Annotated in this window: 16 protein-coding genes and 1 pseudogene; 3 read left to right on the plus strand and 14 right to left on the minus strand. The window is 37.7% G+C overall.

Going from position 1 to position 19,115, the window contains the following annotated elements:
• Nucleotides 1–233 (minus strand): annotated as a pseudogene (locus H4J62_RS13260) (hypothetical protein); the annotation flags it as partial.
• Between the two features lie 116 nt (nucleotides 234–349).
• On the opposite strand from H4J62_RS13260, the gene rsmD reads away from it, so the two are divergent.
• Complete coding sequence (gene rsmD / locus H4J62_RS13265) at nucleotides 350–934, plus strand: 16S rRNA (guanine(966)-N(2))-methyltransferase RsmD (RefSeq protein WP_070375326.1); 585 nt, start codon at nucleotides 350–352, stop codon at nucleotides 932–934.
• Between the two features lie 62 nt (nucleotides 935–996).
• Here rsmD and H4J62_RS13270 read toward each other — a convergent pair whose 3' ends face one another.
• The 3 genes from H4J62_RS13270 to H4J62_RS13280 all read right to left on the minus strand — a co-directional run bounded on the left by H4J62_RS13270 (nucleotide 997) and on the right by H4J62_RS13280 (nucleotide 4,106).
• Nucleotides 997–2,565 carry a serine hydrolase gene (locus H4J62_RS13270; RefSeq protein ID WP_182217819.1) on the minus strand — a complete coding sequence of 523 codons (1,569 nt, stop codon included), beginning with the start codon at nucleotides 2,563–2,565 and terminating at the stop codon, nucleotides 997–999.
• Nucleotides 2,566–2,628: 63 nt separating this feature from the next.
• Nucleotides 2,629–3,228, minus strand: a complete 600-nt coding sequence (locus H4J62_RS13275; RefSeq protein ID WP_182217821.1) for a YjaG family protein — start codon at nucleotides 3,226–3,228, stop codon at nucleotides 2,629–2,631.
• Between the two features lie 113 nt (nucleotides 3,229–3,341).
• Nucleotides 3,342–4,106, minus strand: coding sequence for a SapC family protein (locus H4J62_RS13280; protein ID WP_182217822.1), 765 nt, complete (start codon nucleotides 4,104–4,106; stop codon nucleotides 3,342–3,344).
• A 238-nt stretch (nucleotides 4,107–4,344) separates the two neighbouring features.
• Between H4J62_RS13280 and H4J62_RS13285 the strand changes: the two genes are divergently transcribed.
• A complete protein-coding gene (locus tag H4J62_RS13285) occupies nucleotides 4,345–4,665 on the plus strand; it encodes a hypothetical protein (RefSeq protein ID WP_182217824.1) in 321 nt (106 codons plus the stop codon).
• A 107-nt stretch (nucleotides 4,666–4,772) separates the two neighbouring features.
• Here H4J62_RS13285 and pgi read toward each other — a convergent pair whose 3' ends face one another.
• The 9 genes from pgi to H4J62_RS13330 form a co-directional block, all read right to left on the minus strand.
• Nucleotides 4,773–6,401: a glucose-6-phosphate isomerase gene (gene pgi / locus H4J62_RS13290; protein ID WP_182217826.1), complete on the minus strand. Its 1,629-nt coding sequence runs from the start codon at nucleotides 6,399–6,401 to the stop codon at nucleotides 4,773–4,775.
• A 104-nt stretch (nucleotides 6,402–6,505) separates the two neighbouring features.
• Nucleotides 6,506–7,483 (minus strand): class 1 fructose-bisphosphatase, encoded by a 978-nt coding sequence (locus H4J62_RS13295; protein ID WP_182217827.1) that lies wholly within the window; start codon nucleotides 7,481–7,483, stop codon nucleotides 6,506–6,508.
• A complete protein-coding gene (gene fbaA, locus H4J62_RS13300; RefSeq protein WP_182217829.1) occupies nucleotides 7,480–8,568 on the minus strand; it encodes a class II fructose-bisphosphate aldolase in 1,089 nt (362 codons plus the stop codon). The genes H4J62_RS13295 and fbaA overlap by 4 nt, the downstream gene beginning before the upstream one ends.
• 1 nt (nucleotide 8,569) lies before the next feature.
• The gene (eda, locus tag H4J62_RS13305; protein WP_182217831.1) at nucleotides 8,570–9,193 is read right to left on the minus strand and encodes a bifunctional 4-hydroxy-2-oxoglutarate aldolase/2-dehydro-3-deoxy-phosphogluconate aldolase; all 624 of its coding nucleotides are present in this window, start codon (nucleotides 9,191–9,193) and stop codon (nucleotides 8,570–8,572) included.
• A gap of 20 nt (nucleotides 9,194–9,213) precedes the next feature.
• Nucleotides 9,214–10,164 (minus strand): sugar kinase, encoded by a 951-nt coding sequence (locus tag H4J62_RS13310; protein ID WP_182217833.1) that lies wholly within the window; start codon nucleotides 10,162–10,164, stop codon nucleotides 9,214–9,216.
• A gap of 63 nt (nucleotides 10,165–10,227) precedes the next feature.
• The gene (locus H4J62_RS13315) at nucleotides 10,228–11,526 is read right to left on the minus strand and encodes an MFS transporter (RefSeq protein WP_182217835.1); all 1,299 of its coding nucleotides are present in this window, start codon (nucleotides 11,524–11,526) and stop codon (nucleotides 10,228–10,230) included.
• Nucleotides 11,526–11,903 (minus strand): cupin domain-containing protein, encoded by a 378-nt coding sequence (locus H4J62_RS13320; RefSeq protein ID WP_182217836.1) that lies wholly within the window; start codon nucleotides 11,901–11,903, stop codon nucleotides 11,526–11,528. The genes H4J62_RS13315 and H4J62_RS13320 overlap by 1 nt, the downstream gene beginning before the upstream one ends.
• 9 nt (nucleotides 11,904–11,912) lie before the next feature.
• Nucleotides 11,913–14,078, minus strand: coding sequence for a heparinase II/III family protein (locus H4J62_RS13325; protein ID WP_259366499.1), 2,166 nt, complete (start codon nucleotides 14,076–14,078; stop codon nucleotides 11,913–11,915).
• An 85-nt stretch (nucleotides 14,079–14,163) separates the two neighbouring features.
• The gene (locus H4J62_RS13330; RefSeq protein ID WP_404842432.1) at nucleotides 14,164–16,434 is read right to left on the minus strand and encodes a polysaccharide lyase 6 family protein; all 2,271 of its coding nucleotides are present in this window, start codon (nucleotides 16,432–16,434) and stop codon (nucleotides 14,164–14,166) included.
• 430 nt (nucleotides 16,435–16,864) lie between these two features.
• Here H4J62_RS13330 and H4J62_RS13335 point away from each other — a divergent pair, with 430 nt between their 5' ends.
• Nucleotides 16,865–17,605, plus strand: a complete 741-nt coding sequence (locus tag H4J62_RS13335) for a FadR/GntR family transcriptional regulator (RefSeq protein ID WP_182217838.1) — start codon at nucleotides 16,865–16,867, stop codon at nucleotides 17,603–17,605.
• Nucleotides 17,606–17,780: 175 nt separating this feature from the next.
• Here H4J62_RS13335 and H4J62_RS13340 read toward each other — a convergent pair whose 3' ends face one another.
• Entirely contained in the window at nucleotides 17,781–18,662 is an 882-nt protein-coding gene (locus H4J62_RS13340) for an NAD(P)-dependent oxidoreductase (protein WP_182217840.1), read from the minus strand.
• Nucleotides 18,663–19,115: the final 453 nt, after the last annotated feature.

A 19,115-nucleotide genomic window follows, 5' to 3' on the forward strand; every position in this document is an offset into this window, starting at 1 on the left:
GGCTCTGGCTCTGGCTCTGGCTCTGGCTCTGGCTCTGCAAGAATATTGTCGACAACAATGTCATCGATTACAAGGCTTTCACCTTGAATTTCTTCAACATTCTCTGCGATTTTTTCTTCAGAAACATCAGATGTTTCTACTGATGTTTCAACGACATCTGTAACTTCTTCAACAGCTTCTTCTTGCTGACGTCCCAAACCTAACCAGGAAAATAGACCTTTTTTCTTTGACATAACAATAAATTCTTCTCTGCACCATCATTTTGATGGCAATAGTTCACTAAACAAGGATAAAATCCTCGCTATAGTAGCACCTAAAAACAATACAAAAAACAAAAGCTGAGTAAGATATGAACAAACAACGTAAACAATCAGCAAAACCTAACAATAAAGGCAGTATTCGTATTATTGGCGGATCACACCGTGGCCGAAAGCTGCCTGTTTTAATGGCAGAAGGTTTAAGACCCACCACAGATAGGGTAAAAGAAACCGTCTTTAATTGGTTAATGCCTTTTATTCAAGACAGTCTCTGTTTAGATTGCTTTGCTGGCTCTGGTGGTTTGGGTTTTGAGGCATTATCACGAGGGGCAAGCCATGTTAGTTTCGTAGAATTAAACAAAGCGGCAGCTCAGCAATTACTTGAAAACCAACGTTTACTGAAATCAGCTAATATCTCGATAGTAAATAGTGATGCGCTGAGTTTCATTGAAAAAAATATCAGCAAATTTGATATTGTCTTTATTGATCCGCCTTTTCGCAAAAATTTAGTGGAGCAAACGGCCAAACGATTAGACCAACATAGTTTGGCTGACAACGCATTGATTTATATAGAAATGGAAAGTGAACAGAATAACCAACAGCTGCCCATGAACTGGACACTATTAAAAGAAAAAATAGCCGGACAAGTCGCTTATCGTTTATATCAAAAAATGTAACCTTCGTTTATCGCTGGGAGTTAACCTTAAACGCCCCCAGCTTAACATTATCAATAAAACGCTTACTGCTTAGGTTTAAGCTTTAAGTCATGAAAATCAAAGCTAAAATCGGTTGCGCGCGACACAGCTTGCATTGTTACCTCGTTAATTGAACCATCCGGATTCAGATTAAAATTAACAAAAGCATCGGCTTCCAAGGTTCTATCATCCCAGCGCACAATAAAAGTATTATGTTGATAATGCTCTAATACACCGCGCAATGCGGGTGTATGACCAAACTGCATGCTTAAAGCATTATTTGCATAGTTAATCGCAATATCACCGTACCAATTATCTTGATAGGTTTGTGCATAAGCTTTTAAAGGTAAAGAATGACGTGAATTTTTATCAACATTACTGGCGGCTTCTGCTAAACGATTTTTTTCTGCACTTTTTCGTTGCTCACTCATCGTCACATAGAAATCCACCCAGTCTTTTTCAGGCAAGTCTAAATATTCATTTAATATTTGATGATAAATCGCATTAAAAGCATATCCCGATTGCTGATTGGTTAAAATAACCATCGCTAAGTTTTCTTCTGGAACTAAAACAACTTTAGAGACCATACCTAGAATGCCACCACTGTGATGAACTAACTTTACACCGTGATAATCATTTAAAAACCAACCTAGACCATAACCAGAAAAATGGGTTTTATCATTTTTTGTCGCGGTAGCTGATACCGGTAATATTGTTCGCATTTGCCACATGTTGTGGCTTTGACGTTCACTAAAAAGTTTTTTGTTATCACCGTAAACGCCTTCGTTTAACTGCGCTTTGAGCCATAAAGACATATCATTAACACTTGAGGCAACAGATCCCGCTGAAGAAAACTGCTCTAAGAAGTTACCACCAACCACATTTAGCTTGCCATCTAACGGAACATGAGCACGAGCAACATTTTTGTTGTCTGTTGAAATCAGTGAAAACTTTGCTTTAGTATTCTTCATCCCTAACGGCTTAAAAATAGTTTCTTTAATATTTTCTTGCCAAGTTTTACCGGTAACTTTTGCGATGATCTCACCGGCAATAACATACATTAAATTGTCGTAAGCGAACACACTGCGAAAACTTGAAACCTCGGGTAAATGCTTTAAGCCTTTAATAATATCTTTATTGGTTAACGTTGTACCTGGCCAAATCATCAGGTCGCCTGCACCTAGGCCTAAACCACTGTTGTGTGATAATAAATCGAGTAGGGTAAACTCGCGAGTCACGTAAGCGTTTGGCATTTGAAATTCAGGGAGTATATCAATAACCTTTGTTTGCCATGTCAATTTCCCTTGATCCACCAAATTGGCTAATAACGCTGTGGTCATCGCCTTAGTGTTAGAGGCAATACCAAAAAGAGTATCGCCATTAACCTTATTATTTTTACCATATTCAGTTAAACCGAAACCTTTACTCATCACCACTTTATTATCTTTAATAATAGCAACAGCAACACCAGGCACTTGAAAAGTATTCATTGCCTTATTAATCGATTTTTCGATATTTTGATTTTTTTGTTCAAGCGTATTTGCAGGATTACCAAAAGCTAAAGAGGCAAATAGATAGGCTACCGTCATCAAAATAGTGTGGAATAATTTCATCTTTTATCCTAATTGTTTAGTTATTCTAATTGTTTAGTTATTCTAATAAGTAGATTGTGCATCCTAAGTAATTTCAATGCCTAAATTGGATAATCCTTCTTCAAGAACCATCGCTTTAATTTTAATACAGGTTTCTTTATTTTCAGGAGAATCTTTTAGTGCGTAATAGAGCTCATTTTGCGTATCAAACTCCCACTCCATTAATGGGTGTTGTTCTATTTCTTTAGTCGTAATGTCACTGTCGTCATTAGCGTCTCTTTGATCAGCGATCATCAGTTCAACATAATAAGTTACGCTATTCTCTGATAATCGTGAGACAATTTCAGCGCCTTCTACCTCTTTATCTTGCATCGCCTGTAAAAGTGACATTGTTGCCATAGTTGCATCAATGGCTGGAAATACCCCAAAAAAATCAAAACCTTCTGGATCGGGTATTTGTGGCTCCAGTTTATTTATTTGTGCTTCATAATTTATTTTACAACGATTATTTTTATCAAGCCACTGCCAGATAAGCTCTAATTGATTACGTAATACTGAAAATTCACCAAAATCTGCATGTTCAGAAAAAACTTTATAATTGGGGATCATTCGCTCTAATAATGCAGCAGAAAAAGCGATCTGTTGCCATTGACTTAAATGGGAAAAAGGAAGTTGAATAGCCACTGTACTCTCCATGGAAAAGTTTAAAAAATGAGTATATCCCAAAATATAACATTACGTTTATTTAGATATAAAAAAAGAGCCATAAGGCTCTTCTCTTTAAAACCGTTAAGCGATTACGCTTCAGCAGTTTCTTTAGCAAATTGTATTTGAATAGCCGTTACTTTTTGCTCACTATCAGATAGATTGCGTAATTGAGCTAAACGATTAATCTGACCAATCGATCCTAACATCGCATGAATAGGAATAAATAGACCTCGTTTATGGAAATCTAAAACTTTAGCTTCGCTAAGTTCCTGAAGTTTTTTCTCATTAATGCCAAATAAACCAACCAGTTTTTTATTTTCGCCGGTACTGAAATTAATATGCAATTCTAATTCTCGCAATAAATCATTTTCAGCTAATTCAACCATGAATCGTTCAGTCATCGTTTCATTTTCATATAAACGGCCTAATGATTCTTGAACGTTTTTATAAAAATCGGTAACCAAACCTTCAGCGTCAAACAAGGCATTATCTTTATCATCGCCTACATAAGCACTGTCTAAATCGATATAAGTCGTTAACGTTTTTTCTTTATCTGGGTCTATACCTAAACCAAACGGCATCATAGATGCACCGTGTGGTAAGTAAGTACCAGTCCAACGTTCATCTTTATAGTATAAGTTTTCGCCAGCTTCTAGTCCTAGCATAACGATACTGCGGAAGCTTGAGCCCTCAGGCTGTTTAACTAAGAAGATAGGAAAGCTGTTAGCGGCTTTGGTATATTCTGCTGCGGTAATTGGAGCAATGTGTTGCTTCTCAATATGTTCTAAGCCACGTTTAGTAGTAACTTTTAAATTCTGGTGTTGATCTTTTCTTACTGGAACGACGTTAGCCATAATAATATTCTTCTCTTTAATGCATGCGCTTTTCATTTAAAAATTTTAGCGCTTATATAATGTTATAAATAGTTATGGTGCCAATAGGGAGAGCTTTCAATGGTATATAAAAAAAAATGTTCTTTTTATTTAAATATTAAATCACTTTTCACTCTACACAATAAGTCAGCTATACTTTTGTAAAGAATATCAAATAGCTAATACTTCCTTATTATCTAAAGAAAATAATGTAAATTTAATGAAAAACTTACTCATCACCCTATTTTTTGCTGTATTAATATTGTTATTAACAAATATCGTCCATGCGAAGCCAAAAACAAAAACTATTTATGGCCGTAATTTAGACGGATTTGCACAGGTTAAAATAAAAAACAACACGACTGAAAACCTTGCCTGTTATGTTGCAATCGACGGGTACAAAATTAAATTTCGATTACAGGCACTTCGTGAATCGAAATGGTACACCGCCACAGATAAACGTTTTCAATACCGTAGCTTTAGTTCTTGGTGCGACTACTTAACTTTATATCCCGAATATTTAAAATATCAAACTTTTTAATTTTTGATAGATGCAGATAATAAAATATATAGATCCCACTTAAATATAGCAAAAATTAGCGCTAAAAAACTAGCGCTAATAGTCAACTATTGGCTAAGCTTGAGCATTTAACGAGCTCTGTAAAGCTTAATAAGGGCATTCGTTGAGCCATCCATATCTAGCGTTTCACTGGGGTCAGTTATTTTTGTTAGTACTTTATTACCCAGCGACTTGCCTAATTCAACCCCCCATTGATCAAAAGAGTTCACTTTCCAAATAACCCCCTGCACAAACACTTTATGCTCATACATAGCAATTAAACTGCCAAGCACCTTAGGTGTTAACTTTTCAAATAAAAGCGTGTTACTGGGTTTATTACCCTCCATAACTTTATGTGTAGACAGCTTTTGAATCTCTGATACATCACAGTTCGCTTTTTTCATTGCCGCTTTCACTTCTTCGAGACTTTGCCCCGCCATTAAGGCCTGACTTTGACCAAAACAGTTAGACGCCAGCATGTCATGATGATTCCCCATCTCGTGAAAGGGGAATAACGGCATCAAAAAATCAACAGGAATAGGGGTTTTGCTTTGATGAATAAGTTGATGAAACGAGTGCTGACCGTTGGTCCCTTCGCTTCCCCAAATGATCGGCCCAGTATCATAAGACATCGATTTATTATCAAGTGAAATAGATTTTCCGTTACTCTCCATATCCAACTGTTGGATATAAGCCGGTAAACCCCGTAAATAATGGTAATAAGGTAATAAAACCTGTGATTGCGCGCCATGAAAATTTCGGTACCAAATACCTAATAACGCCAAAATAACCGGGAGGTTTTTTTCAAGTGGCGCCTGGGTGAAATGTTCATCCATTTCAAACGCACCTTGTAAAAAGTCACGGTAATGCTCAAAACCTATCGCTAAAGCTAAGGGTAAACCAATCGCAGACCAGACCGAATAACGTCCTCCCACCCAATCCCACATCGGAAAAATATTATCTTTATCTATACCTAATTCTTGCGCGGCCTCAACATTAGACGACACACAGGCAAAGTGATGTTTAACGTTTTCGGTGGTGGCAGTAGCAACAAACCAATCACGTGCTGTTAGGGTATTACGCAGTGTTTCTTGGGTAGTTAATGTTTTAGATGACGTAATAAAGAGCGTCGTTTCAGGATTGACTTTAGCAAGCACATCATGAATGTGACAACCGTCAACGTTCGCAATAAAATGGACGTTTAACTGGCTTTGTTGATAAGGTTTTAGTGCCTCTGACATTATTTTAGGTCCAAGAAAAGACCCGCCAATGCCAATACTAATCACATCCGTAAATGCTTTGCCGGTATAGCCTACTTTTTTACCTGATGAAATATCATTAACAAAAATTTCGAGCTTAGCCAGCGTTGTCTGTATTTGTGGCATCACATCGACACCATCAACATAGACAGCGTTCCCTGAAAAGTTACGTAACGCGGTATGTAATACCGGACGATTTTCAGTGGTATTAATCGCTGAGCCATTAAACATCTGAGCACGCTTATCGACTAAACCGGATGATTGTGCCAGATTCATGAGTAAGTGCATGGTTTCATCAGTAACGCGGTTTTTCGAATAATCGAGCATTATTCCCGCGCCAGAAAGTGAAAAATTATTAAAACGTTCCGTATCTTGCGTAAATAAATCGCGCATTTGTACCGGTACGTTTTTATTATAATGATTAACGAGTGACTTCCACTCTGGGGTGCTTGGTAACATACCCGTTATATCCTAATTTAAAAGAGGAGACTGACTACAAAGTCACATGATAGCGTAACCTTTAGCTATCGGTCATATTTATACGAAAAAATCATTATAACTGATTAGGGCGTTGGCTTTAAATACCCTAAACATGCATCAACTTCTTCCGTTGAGCCCATAATCACCGCAACACGTTGATGAATATGCGATGGTATGATTGTTAAGATACGCTCGTGTTCAGTAAAAGCTTTACCCTGAGCATTTTCAACAAGCATGGCTAAGGGATTGGCTTCATACAACAAACGTAATTTAGCCGGTTGCTGAGCATTTTTAGTATCGCTGGGGTAGCAAAAAATACCACCACGAGACAAAACACGATGAACATCACCCACCATAGCGCCATTCCAACGCATGTTATATTTTTTAGCGCGCGGGCCTTCATTGCCTAACAGTAAAGCATTAATGTAATCGGTAAAGCCCGATGACCACTGAGTAAAGTTTGACATATTGACCGCAAACTCTGCTGTCTGTGTCGGTATTTCCAGTTGTGTGGTGGTCAGTAAGTAGCAGCCTTGTGTTCTATCTAAGGTATATAAACGCGACGGACCGCCCGTGGTCAACGCCAGCATGGTCGAGGGACCATATAACACATAGCCCGCACATACTTGCTCGGTTCCTTGTTGAGCAAATTGTAATTCGCTGGTTGCCGGAACGTCGTCTTTGGCGCGATAGATGGTAAATATTGTGCCTATTTGACCATTAATATCAATATTAGAAGAGCCATCAAGTGGGTCAAAGGCGACAATGTAAGGGGCACCTTCGGTTGCCGCAACCACCGAGTCTTCCTCTTCAGACGCAATGGTTCTAACGCGACCACTCTCTAACAACATATCTTTAAGTAACTGATTACTGATGATGTCTAATTTTTTTTGCGTTTCACCCTGAATATTCTCATCTAAGGTAGAGCCCAGCACATTTGACAATGCGCCTTGTCCCACTCTAAAAGAAATTTCTTTGCAGGCTGTTACAATGGTATCAATTAACAGAATAAGTTCAATATCAACCTTATCGTTTTCTAAACAGTGAACTAAGCGTTTCATAAGTCTCCCTTATACCGATTAAGGCAATTAAGTTCTTTAAATGAAAGGATTAAACGCTCAGCCATCGACAATTCGACTTTACGTAACCAGACACGTGGGTCGTAATATTTTTTGTTAGGACTATCGTCACCCGTAGGGTTACCTATTTGGCTTTGCAGATAAGCTTTATTGTCTTGATAATAGTCAGCAACCCCTTTCCAGCTTGCCCACTGTGTGTCGGTATCTATATTCATTTTGATGACACCATAACCAATAGCTTCAGTGATTTCTGCTGGTGCAGACCCTGATCCACCGTGAAAAACAAAGTTCAGCGCGTTATGTCCCAAACCATATTTTTCGGCGACAAAGGCTTGAGAGTTTTTCAATATCTTAGGCGTTAATTGCACGTTACCAGGCTTATAAACACCATGCACATTACCAAAAGAAGCCGCAATGGTGAATGAATCACTGACACGACTTAAGTGCTCATAAGCATAAGCAACATCTTCGGGTTGGGTATAAAGTAATGAAGCATCAAGGCCAGTATTATCGACACCGTCTTCTTCGCCGCCTGTACAGCCGAGCTCAATTTCTAAGGTCATACCGATTGCTGTCATGCGTTTAAGATAACGAGCACAAATATCAATATTTTCGACTAATGTTTGCTCAGATAAATCAATCATATGCGAGCTAAATAATGGTTCACCCATTGTTTTAAAATGTGCCTCGCTGTGCGCTAATAAGCCATCAATCCAAGGTAAGAGCTTTTTAGAAGCATGGTCGGTGTTAATGATGACAGGAATATCATAAAACTTAGCCACGGCTTTAATATATTTTGCCGCGATAACACCGCCTTCAATGGCGGCATCCATAGGTGAAAGTTTATGCCCTTTACCAATAAAAAAAGCCGCACCCGAATATGATAATTGAATAATAATAGGTGAGTTTATTTCACTGGCCGCTTCGAGTGCTGCATTAATAGAGTTAGTACCAATGACATTAACCGCAGGGTAAGCAAACTTATTTTTTTTAGCATAATCAAAAAGCACGCTAACATCTTCACCGAAGACAAAACCACTCTTGACGAGATCTGATAAACTCTTCATATTAATTAATTCCTTGGGCAGTTAAACAAGCAGCTGTGATCTTAGACCATTGCCCCGATTCTACCCAGTTAGCATCAGCAATCCAAGTGCCACCGACAGCAAATACATTGGTTAATGCTAAATATTCATCTTGATTACTCTGCTTAATTCCGCCAGTTGGGCAAAAAGATATATCTTTAAAAACTGACCCCATAGCTTTTAAAAACGGAGCACCTCCAGATAATGAAGCAGGAAATAATTTGAGCTCGTTATAGCCAAATTCCTTTGCTAAAAGTATATCTGCCGTATTAGATACTCCAGGAAGTACAGGAACCGTACATTTAGCTAAAACAGTCAGTAATTGACTTGATACTGCTGGCGTAATAATAAAATCACTACCCGCATCGAGTGCTTGCTTTAAAACATTAGCGTCAAGCACCGTACCAGCACCTACTTTTAATTCGGGTAGTTCTTGCTTAATGGCTTTTATAATATCAAGTGATGCTGGCGTTCTCAGTACCACTTCAACTAAACCAATACCTGCGGCGGCCATAGCTTTAGCAATATTAAGTCCTTGTTCAACATTGTCTGCTTGAATTATAGGTAGCAGAGTCTGCTTTCCCATCAGTGTGGAAAATGATTTCATGAATGATCCTTATTAAATTTTTAGACTAATTCGAGTTGAGTTTTAATAAACCGATTAAACTCATCTGCTGGTGCAATAGCACCTCTATGTTGTATTACAAAGCCAGCGGCTTTTGATGCTAAGGAAATTGAGTCATTTACTGAGTACCCCTCAATACGAGCACCAAGGTAAACGCCATTAAATGAATCGCCCGCAGACGTTGTATCAACCACATTTTCTACTGGGGTGATGGCAAATTGAGACGTTTCGCCGTCAACGACAACTAAAATGCCTTGCTCGCCATTTTTTATGATTAATTCAGTTAAGCCAAATTGCTGACAGTATTGATTAACTTCTTCAACGGTAGTCATACCAAATAATTGCTGAAAATCATCAACACCAGGCAAAGATAAATCTGATTTTTGTAAGGCTAATTCAAACTGATCTTGAGCTTCTTTGGCGCCACTCCACATACGAGGACGGTAATTAGGGTCAAATACAATTTGTACTCCTGCGGCTTTTAATTGATCAATTAAAAGCCAGAATGCTGCTCTAGCACTTGGCTCAATAACAGCCAAAGAAATACCGGAGAAAAAAAACATATCTCCTTTTGCTAATTGACTTATCACTTCATCATCAATGTGTTGCATTACTTGGCGAGCAGCAGAGTTTTCACGCCAATAGGTGAAACTACGTTCACCTTGCTCATCAAGTTGAATAGAGTATAAACCTGGGATTTTTGTTGTCGATTTAAACACAAAATCACAGCCAATATTTTCATTCTCAAAGTATTGGAGCATATCAAGGCTAAATGGGTCTTGACCAACAGCGGTAACTAAATGCACGTTCATGTCAGTAAAAGTGCGTTTTAGGTAAACAGCTGTGTTAAAAACATCTCCGGCAAACGATTGTTTCATTAGAGTAGATGACTGATCTTGTGCAGCAGGCATCAATTCAATCATACATTCGCCGAATAAATAAATGTTCTTCATTTACATAGCCTTATTAATTTAATTAAAATTTATCCGGTAACTAATTACCGGATGATTACATGCTTAAGCTTTAGGTTTTAATGGTTCTATTTTGGGAATAAGAATCCAAACAGCGGCCATTGCAATAATAGCTAAAGACGCACCGATAACAAAAGCAGGGGTGTAGTTACCATCAGCAGTTAAAATAGGCACTAACGCTGTTAAGCCTAATGCGCCAAATTTTGCCGCCATGCCTGAAAATCCAGCGAGTGTACCTACAGATTTTTTACCAAAAAGGTCACTAGGTAATGTTTGAAGATTACTGATAACGGTTTGGAAGCCAAATAAGATAACAGCCATAATCATTACCGCTGTAGTGGGTCCACCAGGGCTTGCCATCGCTAATAGTGCTGGCAACATAATCAAACAACCCAAAGTAATGGTTAACTTACGAGTTCTATCAATATTCCAGCCTGCCTTTATACGATTCTGTGCAAGAAGACCACCAAACCAAGCACCAAACATAGCACCCACATAAGGTACCCATCCGTAGATACCAATAGCTTTAACATCCATGCCATACACTTCGTTAAGGTAAATAGGGATCCAAAAAACAAATAGCCACCAAATAGGGTCAATAGCCGCTGAAGCAATAATTACGCCCCAACTTTCTTTACGTGACAGTAATTCACCCGTACTTGGGTTATATTCGTCTTCCGTTGAAGAATCATCAACATTAGTATTTCGTTGACCCGTTAAAATATATGCGCGTTCTTCATCGGTGATCCAAGGATGTGATTTAGGTGGCGCCTTTACCAATATAATCCAAGGAATAAGCCACAATAAACCAACCAAACCAATAACAACAAAGACCATTTGCCAACTGAAATAAACGGTCAAATAGGCCACTAACGGAATAGCAATGATACCGCCAATAGCAGCACCAGAGTTGAAGATACCTTGTGCTAAGGCACGTTCTTTTGTCGGGAACCAATCGGCATTACTCTTAGCTGCACCGGGCCAGTTTCCAGCTTCCGCAACACCTAATATAGCGCGAAAAATACTGAAACTCAGTACACCCTGTGCAAATGCGTGAGCGGCAGTGGCAAGAGACCAAACACCAATAGATAACACAAAGCCTAAACGAGTACCGATCCAATCAAATATCTTGCCAAAAATTGCTTGACCAAAAGCATAAGATAAAATGAAAACCATGGAAATATTTGCATAGATTTGTTTTCGTTCAAAAGCTGATTCATCAGGAAATAAATCTTCAACGATGTCTGGCCACAATACAGCAAGTGCAGATCGATCAATGTAGTTAATTACGGTTGCGATTGCGATTAACGTAATAACCCACCAACGGAGATTTTTAAGTTTCATTAGCTGCTTTCCTTATTGTGAATATGATCAAAAGCACCTTCTTCGACAAAATCTTCCCGAGCAGGGCTAAAAGTATCAATTAAAATTCCACCGGTATGGCAAGTCGCACCATGGTCAGCATGGGGTGGTATCATACAGCTATCACCTGGCTTTAATATTTTAGTTACACCATTAATGTTAAAGTGAAATTCTCCTTCAACAACATAGGTTACTTGAGAGTGCCGGTGAGCATGATTGTAACCAATGGCACCTTTTTCAAACCAGATCTTAACTGCCATCAACTCATGGTTGTAACCCAACATTTGACGCTTTAAACCGCCGCCTATATCTTCTATTTCTGTTTCATTACCAAATGAAAAATTTTCACTTTGACTCATGGTTGACCTCTATTTTTTAATTTCGAACAATTTAAAACGGCCATCAAATTTATATTTTGAGCCATTAAATGAAAATGCATTGCGTTGATTTTTTTCAGTTGCATTAAACGCTAATAGATAATGTTTATCGCCACTAAGCATGATTTCTACCACATCAATATCATCAATCTTTTGATGTGATAATGTTTCAACACTGCTTACGGCTGCGATGGTAAATTCTTTTGATGGGTTATATTCGCCATGCGGCTCTAATACGCTAACAAAGGTATGATTCTTAGATTTTGTTTTACGGTTGATAAAGGCATTTTCGTTACGTAAGTTAAAGAGCGGATCGTTGGCTCCAATCTGAGTAAAGATTAAGGAAGCATCACCGTCCATAACGATCGAGTTTGTGTAAAACCGACCATTATCATTTAACCAAGTAATTTGAGATAAGCCAGCCTTGGGTTGAGCTTGTGCTTTTAACCATAAGTGTTGATAGCCATTTTCTTTGCCAAAGACTGGCAAGCTAGTTAAATGGGTGTTTAAGTCAAAGCTTGTGCTAATTAAATGACCTTTGTAATGGACAGGTAAATCATACTGATGTGCTTGCTTTGACATAACATCAAAAACATCAACAACCAATGATTGTTCCTGCTCTGGCAGTTTTATTAACGCTATGGTGCGAGTTAATGAAACACCGTCATAAGCACTATTGATACGTGCAGAACTGATCGTCACATTAGTATCTTTTTCAAAAAACACCAGTTTAGGGTAATTGGCATTACCCACGGCAACATTGGCATTAAAATGTGATTTTTCGTCAACAACAACGGTGTTATGCGCAACAGTTTGTTTAGCCCATGTTTGGTTTTCTGGCAAATATCGCCCACCAAATTTAGCTTCAACATTTAAAAATCGAGCAGCGCCGTAATCTGAGACTATCTCTTCACCTTTATCATAAAATTGCCAAGTCAGTTTATCAAAATGTCCATGACCTAAACCTTGCGCGGCGGGTTTAAACAGTACCGCTTGTTCTCCACCAACATTTTGGCGCATGATCACTAAGGCACCTTGCTCGCCATCGTTACCATCACCAAAGGCAACCGACTTAAATTTATAAGGCGTAGCTAGATGATTATCTAAAGCATTTGCCACTTTTAAACCGTCGCCAGTTAATAAAATCTGTTTCTGCAGGTTAGCAATATCAAGTAAACCTGTGTCTTTTGTAAAACCATAGGCTATGGCAACACCATTAACTAACTCAATAGTATCGATACCCTTACTTTTAATCGCATCATTAATTGGAAAGAATAAATTGTTGTAGCTTAATTGTATCGTCGTATCAATCGCTTTTAATACGATTCCATCACGGTATTCAAAAATTTTACGTTCAGGTTGATTGGTTTGAATAGCCTTAGCAAAGGTAATAAACGGCAGTAACGCAAAACGTTGGTAATAAGGACCTTCATTGTAATAACCTGCGGGAGAGAAAAGCTCATCTAACTGTCTTAAAAATCCGCCCTTGCCAGATTTATCTAAACCATAAAGCGCTTGTTCTACCCAGTCCAACTCACCTAATACATAACCTGTCATACCAACAGCAGCCGTTGTCCAGGTACCATGGTTATGAACTTTATTGAATGTTTCAGGAGAATCGACAGATAAAAATTTTACAATAGGATGAAATAGCCCTTTTTCAATGGTCGATTTTTCAGCAGATGTTAAAGAAGGTATAATTAAATCGTAAGCTTGACTGGTATATACCAACCACATCGCTTCGTTTAAGCTTTGCCAAAAGAGTTTACCTGGGTTTTGTTTACCCATTTTTCTTTTTGGATGCAAAGGTAAAGTAGGGTAGAGCTTTGCATACTCAAGCAACATGTCACGTACGTAATTTGCATATTTTTCATCTTGCGTTAATTGATAAATAATCCCTGCATCGTACATCAATTTATAATTTTTCTTATGGCGCTCATGGGTATAACCGCCGCCGCCATCTTTTGGTAGAGGTACAGTTATCACTTGTATTATTTGCTTATTAACTAATAATTTATTAGCAACAAAAGCTTCGGTAAACTGTCCATTTTGTTCAATAGCACCACGCATATCAGCGACATCCGCAGTGGTAATAACAAGATTAGGGCTCGTATATGCCATCACCTTATTACTTGCCAGTACCGCGGTAATCAGCATGGAAATAAGAAATAGCCCCTTTTTTGCTGAACACCATATTGGTGAATAAAATGACATTGGATTAGAAATTTTCATAGAGAAGCTCTTAGTTAGATTGCTTGTTGTTTAATAGCACAGCGGTATGCGGGCCTGCGGCATGTAGCTCTTTCACATTAGGCGCTGCTGTACCCTTAAAGTTATTATCATTTATAGCTGTTTTGGGTTCGCCTACGGTATGTTCAATAATGATCTCAGCAGTATCAGTAAAAGTATTATTGTCGATATTGGTAACCTGTACACCGTGCAAGTAAAGACTCGATCCAGTTTTATTACGCTTACCATTACCACTATTGTTAATAGCGTTTTTATACATCGCTAAATGAGGACCAAAAGTACTTTCGTCAGTGCCACCTCGATATAAGTTAACTAAAGCACCTTGTACATTATCAAAAGTGTTATTTTTTAAAATGACATATTCCGCGTTATAAATACCTAAGTCTTCAATTTCTTTGTTTAAGCGAAGAAAATCACCGGTGATATCGGTAAATTGGTTATTAGTTAACTCAATATAATCAGCAAACGAACCATTACCCGCGTCAAAAAAATGAAACGAATGATTAATATCAAGTCCACTCACCTTGCTATTACGCATAACAAAACGGTAGTTATAAACCATTCCCCATTTCTGTGAACGAACTAAGGTATTACCTGAAGCATCGGGACTGTTGCTACCATTTATATTCAAGCCATCAAGAGTTAAGCTACCTCCATCAGAAATTTGAAATAAGGTAGAACGCTGAAAAGTTACCTTAACCATGCCTTGATTTTGCGCTTTAATCGATACCGTTTTATTAATATCAATCATCTTTCTAACATCGTAATTTCCATCAGCCAATATAAGGACATCGCCATTACTTGCTGAAACCACAGCATTAAATAAAGCATCGTCTTCTGCTTTAACATTAATAGTATGACCCGATTCAAAGGCAACTAAGCCATCAGTTTTCTTGTACCAACTTGGACCTGTTGCTGATTTTAAAACGGGTGATAAACTCTTTTTAGCTCCCTTAGCCAAAAGTTTTTTGTCGGTAGGGTAAAGCAAGCCATTAGCTGCACGCTTAAGCTCAATATTCTGTTGGCTAATACCTGATGCTAGCTTTTCTAGCGCGACAGTATTTGCAATATTGCCTTTAAATTTAATGCCACTTACATCGTCAAATAGCGTAAAAGGTTGTTGACCATTATCATTAAAAATTAAGTTGTTTTGTACTTTAGAGTTAATTGGTACCGCACTTCTTTCTTGGTCGCTTCCTGCTGCTAGCTGAATATGATCAACATTAATTAAAGAATTATTTTCAATTAAAGCGTTATCAACTTGGTGATATCGATTAATAGATGAATTAGGAACGCCATTCATGACAGTAAAGCCACTGCCAAAACGATAACCGGTTAGTCCTTCAAGATAATTGTTACGAATAATTTGTTCTTTATTTATTACTCGAATACCACCGGTATGGTCAACGCCATTACCAAAGAAGACATTTTCTTCTATGATATTGCCATTACCGTGGCGTAAGGTCAGCGTACCTCTCGACTCAAAAAAGACATTATTACGAATTTTATTTTGTCCTGATTTAACTGATATTATTTCTACTTCACCATCACAGCGATCAAAATAATTATTTTCAACTAAGGTGTATGAATTTGATAATGAATAATGGCTGGTGCCAATACGAAGAGTTTCGCCACCATTAGAGCCAAGAATAGGGCGAGGGCCAAAATAGTTATGATCTATTTTATGATGATTCTCTTGACTATCTACTGTATCTAAACGAACAGCAAGAGTTACCCCTTTATTACGTTTACCGGTGAGGTAATTATGATCAAAACGATTATATTGACCATAAATAGCCACCCAATAGTCAGACTCACGCTTATCAGGATTACTGAAGTTATCAATAACAACTTCTGTTACCCGTGAATGATAAGCTAAATTTTCTTTATTACTTCTAAAAGCGACAACAGCACTACTAGGCGTATAACCATTTTTAAAAACTAATCCTGAAACGACTAAATGCTTACCAGACAACCTCAAATTTGATTGCCCAGTCAGGAAAACCTTACCTTTTGTTTGTGCCTTTAGTGTTATTGGCTTTTGTATTGTACCTTCGCCTTTAAACAAAATTTCAAAGTTATTCCATATGCCGTCAGACAAGATAATATTGTCACCCGGCTTTACTTTTTCCAATGCATTTTTATACGCCGTTTGATCGCCAACTAACCATTCTTTTGCCGCTAATTGGTTTGTTGTTAACATTAAGCAAAATGTTATGGTGAGACAACACAGTAGATAGGGTGATAGTTTAGTTTGCTGCATAAAATAACCTATGAAATTAAAGTGTAAAATTTAACGTTTTTACTAATAACTATTAAATAACGTCAACATATTGGTATTAATTGGATTTAGCTAAAATAAAAGTATCACTTCCCTTTACATTTCGGGCTTATCCAACGCCATTACTAATGTAATAAAACAGCTCACATCGTACTTCTAACTAACAATCGATTTAATTTAACTGATATCAACAGCCATTGTCAACCAAATCACATTACCAAATACCGTCCAATTGGTAATAATTAAAGTTGAATTTAGCGCTAGACCTTTATACAGAAGTTATCTTTACACCTAGACCAAAACATTAATAAACAGAAAATTCCTCACCTAATAGTTTTGCCATAAGCGCCAGAAGGCTATATGATTAGTTATATAGGGCATCACTTTATTATATTTAGCTAAGGAAAATAATATGAGCAGCAACCGCAGGCTATTTTGGGGTATTGTAGATAAAATAGAGGCTTTAATTGATTCTGAAATTTACACCGCAGGCAGTCGCTTACCACCAGAAAGAGAATTAGCTGAAACATTTAAAGTGAGCAGACCAACGATTCGAGAGGCAATAATTGCCCTAGAAGTTCGTGAGAAAATTGAAGTTAAAACAGGTTCCGGCGTTTATGTTTTAAAACCGGTTAACCAATTATCGGGCTTACACAAGCAAATTAATGCTTTTGAGGTTACTCAAGCTAGAGCATTAATTGAAGGTGAAGTAGCAGCGATTGCGGCAACAACCATCACCGAAGATGAATTGGTTCGCTTACATCAAACCTTAGTTGATATGGAAAACAGTCAGTTTATTGCTGCCGCTGATAAAGAATTCCATCAAATTATAGCCAATGCTACCCGTAATAGTGCGATGATTTTAACCGTACAAAATCTTTGGAAGCTTCGCTCATCAACACCAGAAATTATTAAAGATTATGACAGTGTTTGCAGTAAAGATAATTCAAAAACACTTGCAGAGCATAAAGCGATCTATCAGGCATTAAAATTAAGAGACGCTCCTCAAGCAAGGCTTGCTATGCACAGTCATTTTAACCGACTAATAAACGCCTTATTTGATGCCGTCGAGTCGAGAGCGTTAGAAGAAATAAAACAAAAAAACAGTGAAAAGCGTGGACTTTATTCAATTCCTCACTCTAACGATATTTAATTAATTATAACTTTATATCAGGTAAAACATAAAAGGCCTCTTTAATAGAGGCCTTTTATTTAACTATATCGTCAATCAACTCATCACTTAAAATCTAACAACAGTGCGGTCGCCTTACTAATAGCGTCATTATGCTAAAACAATATTCGTCACTTTAGCATGATATACATTGAAATTACTTCGCCAATTTAAGGAAGTAGTCAAATATTTCTGGCACGTTACCATTACCCATGTCGGCAGCAACTGCTGCATTTAGATTGGCAGAAGTACCTTCAGCAATTTGTGACACAGTACCAAGGTCTTTGACCATTTCTAAAAAGTAACCTAAATCTTTATTCGCATTAGCGATAGAGAAACCTAAATCACTTACACCATCTACGGCGTAGTTTTTACAAAAGCCCATAAACGGTGAGTTAGATGGACCTGTCGACATAATATCAAAAAGCTGTTGGCGGTCAACGCCAGCTTTATCAGCAACAGCAAAAGCTTGTGACATCGCTGTAACCGTAGTCATACCGATGAAGTTATTTATGAGCTTAGTCGTGTGACCTGCACCAAGAGCGCCAAGATGGAATACATTTTCACCTTGCTGTTCTAAAATAGGCTTCACTTTATTAAAAGTATCTAAGTCACCAGCAGCCATAATATTAAGTAAGCCATCTTTAGCATGAGCGGGTGTTCGACCTAATGGGGCATCAATCATCCCTGCGCCTTTCTTGGCAAGATCTGCACCAATCTTACGAGTAGATGCTGGTATAGAAGTACCAAAATCAATCAGAACAGCACCTTCTTTAATACCCGCTAAAATACCGTCTTCAGCATAAACTAGCTTTTCAACAACAACAGAAGTTGTTAACGCAAGCATTACTATATCACTACGTTCTGCGAGTTCTTTCGCTGAGGTGACTTCAGTAGCATTACCGCGAGCAATTACCTTAGCAACCGCCTCTTTATTTAAATCCATTACATTTACTTGAAAGCCACGCGTTTGTAAGTTTTCGACCATGTTGCCGCCCATAAGGCCAAGGCCGATGAAACCTATAATAGGTTTTGTCATATCTAACTCCTAAAAATATTATTGTTTGTTTATCTGAGTGCAACATTGCTCACTTTATCGATGGGCATGTTATTTTATTTGAGTATATTTAGCTAAATTATCTAAGCCCTAGGGTAATACTCGGTATATAAACCGAACACCGAACCTTATATTCAAGCGGTTAATAATTTCGGTATAAACACGGTATGCTTGTCTTGTGTCTATACAAACTTATTGCTTAGAAACACTCGAAACAATAAGGAACCATTAAATACTAACCAAAACAACAATAGGTGTCAACCAATCAATGATTATTGGTAATAGAGTTGGTTTAACTTATTAAAAATAATGAAGCTTATAGGTGTTACCCGTATTCATCTAAGCTATTTTATAGTTTAACCATTTCATTTATAACAGTCAGATAAAAACCAAGTATATGATTTAAATGCCCTTTAACTAAAATTTATTGTTAAA

The sequence above is a fragment of the Colwellia sp. BRX8-5 genome (genome assembly GCF_014077325.1).
Taxonomy (GTDB): Bacteria; Pseudomonadota; Gammaproteobacteria; order Enterobacterales; family Alteromonadaceae; genus Colwellia_A.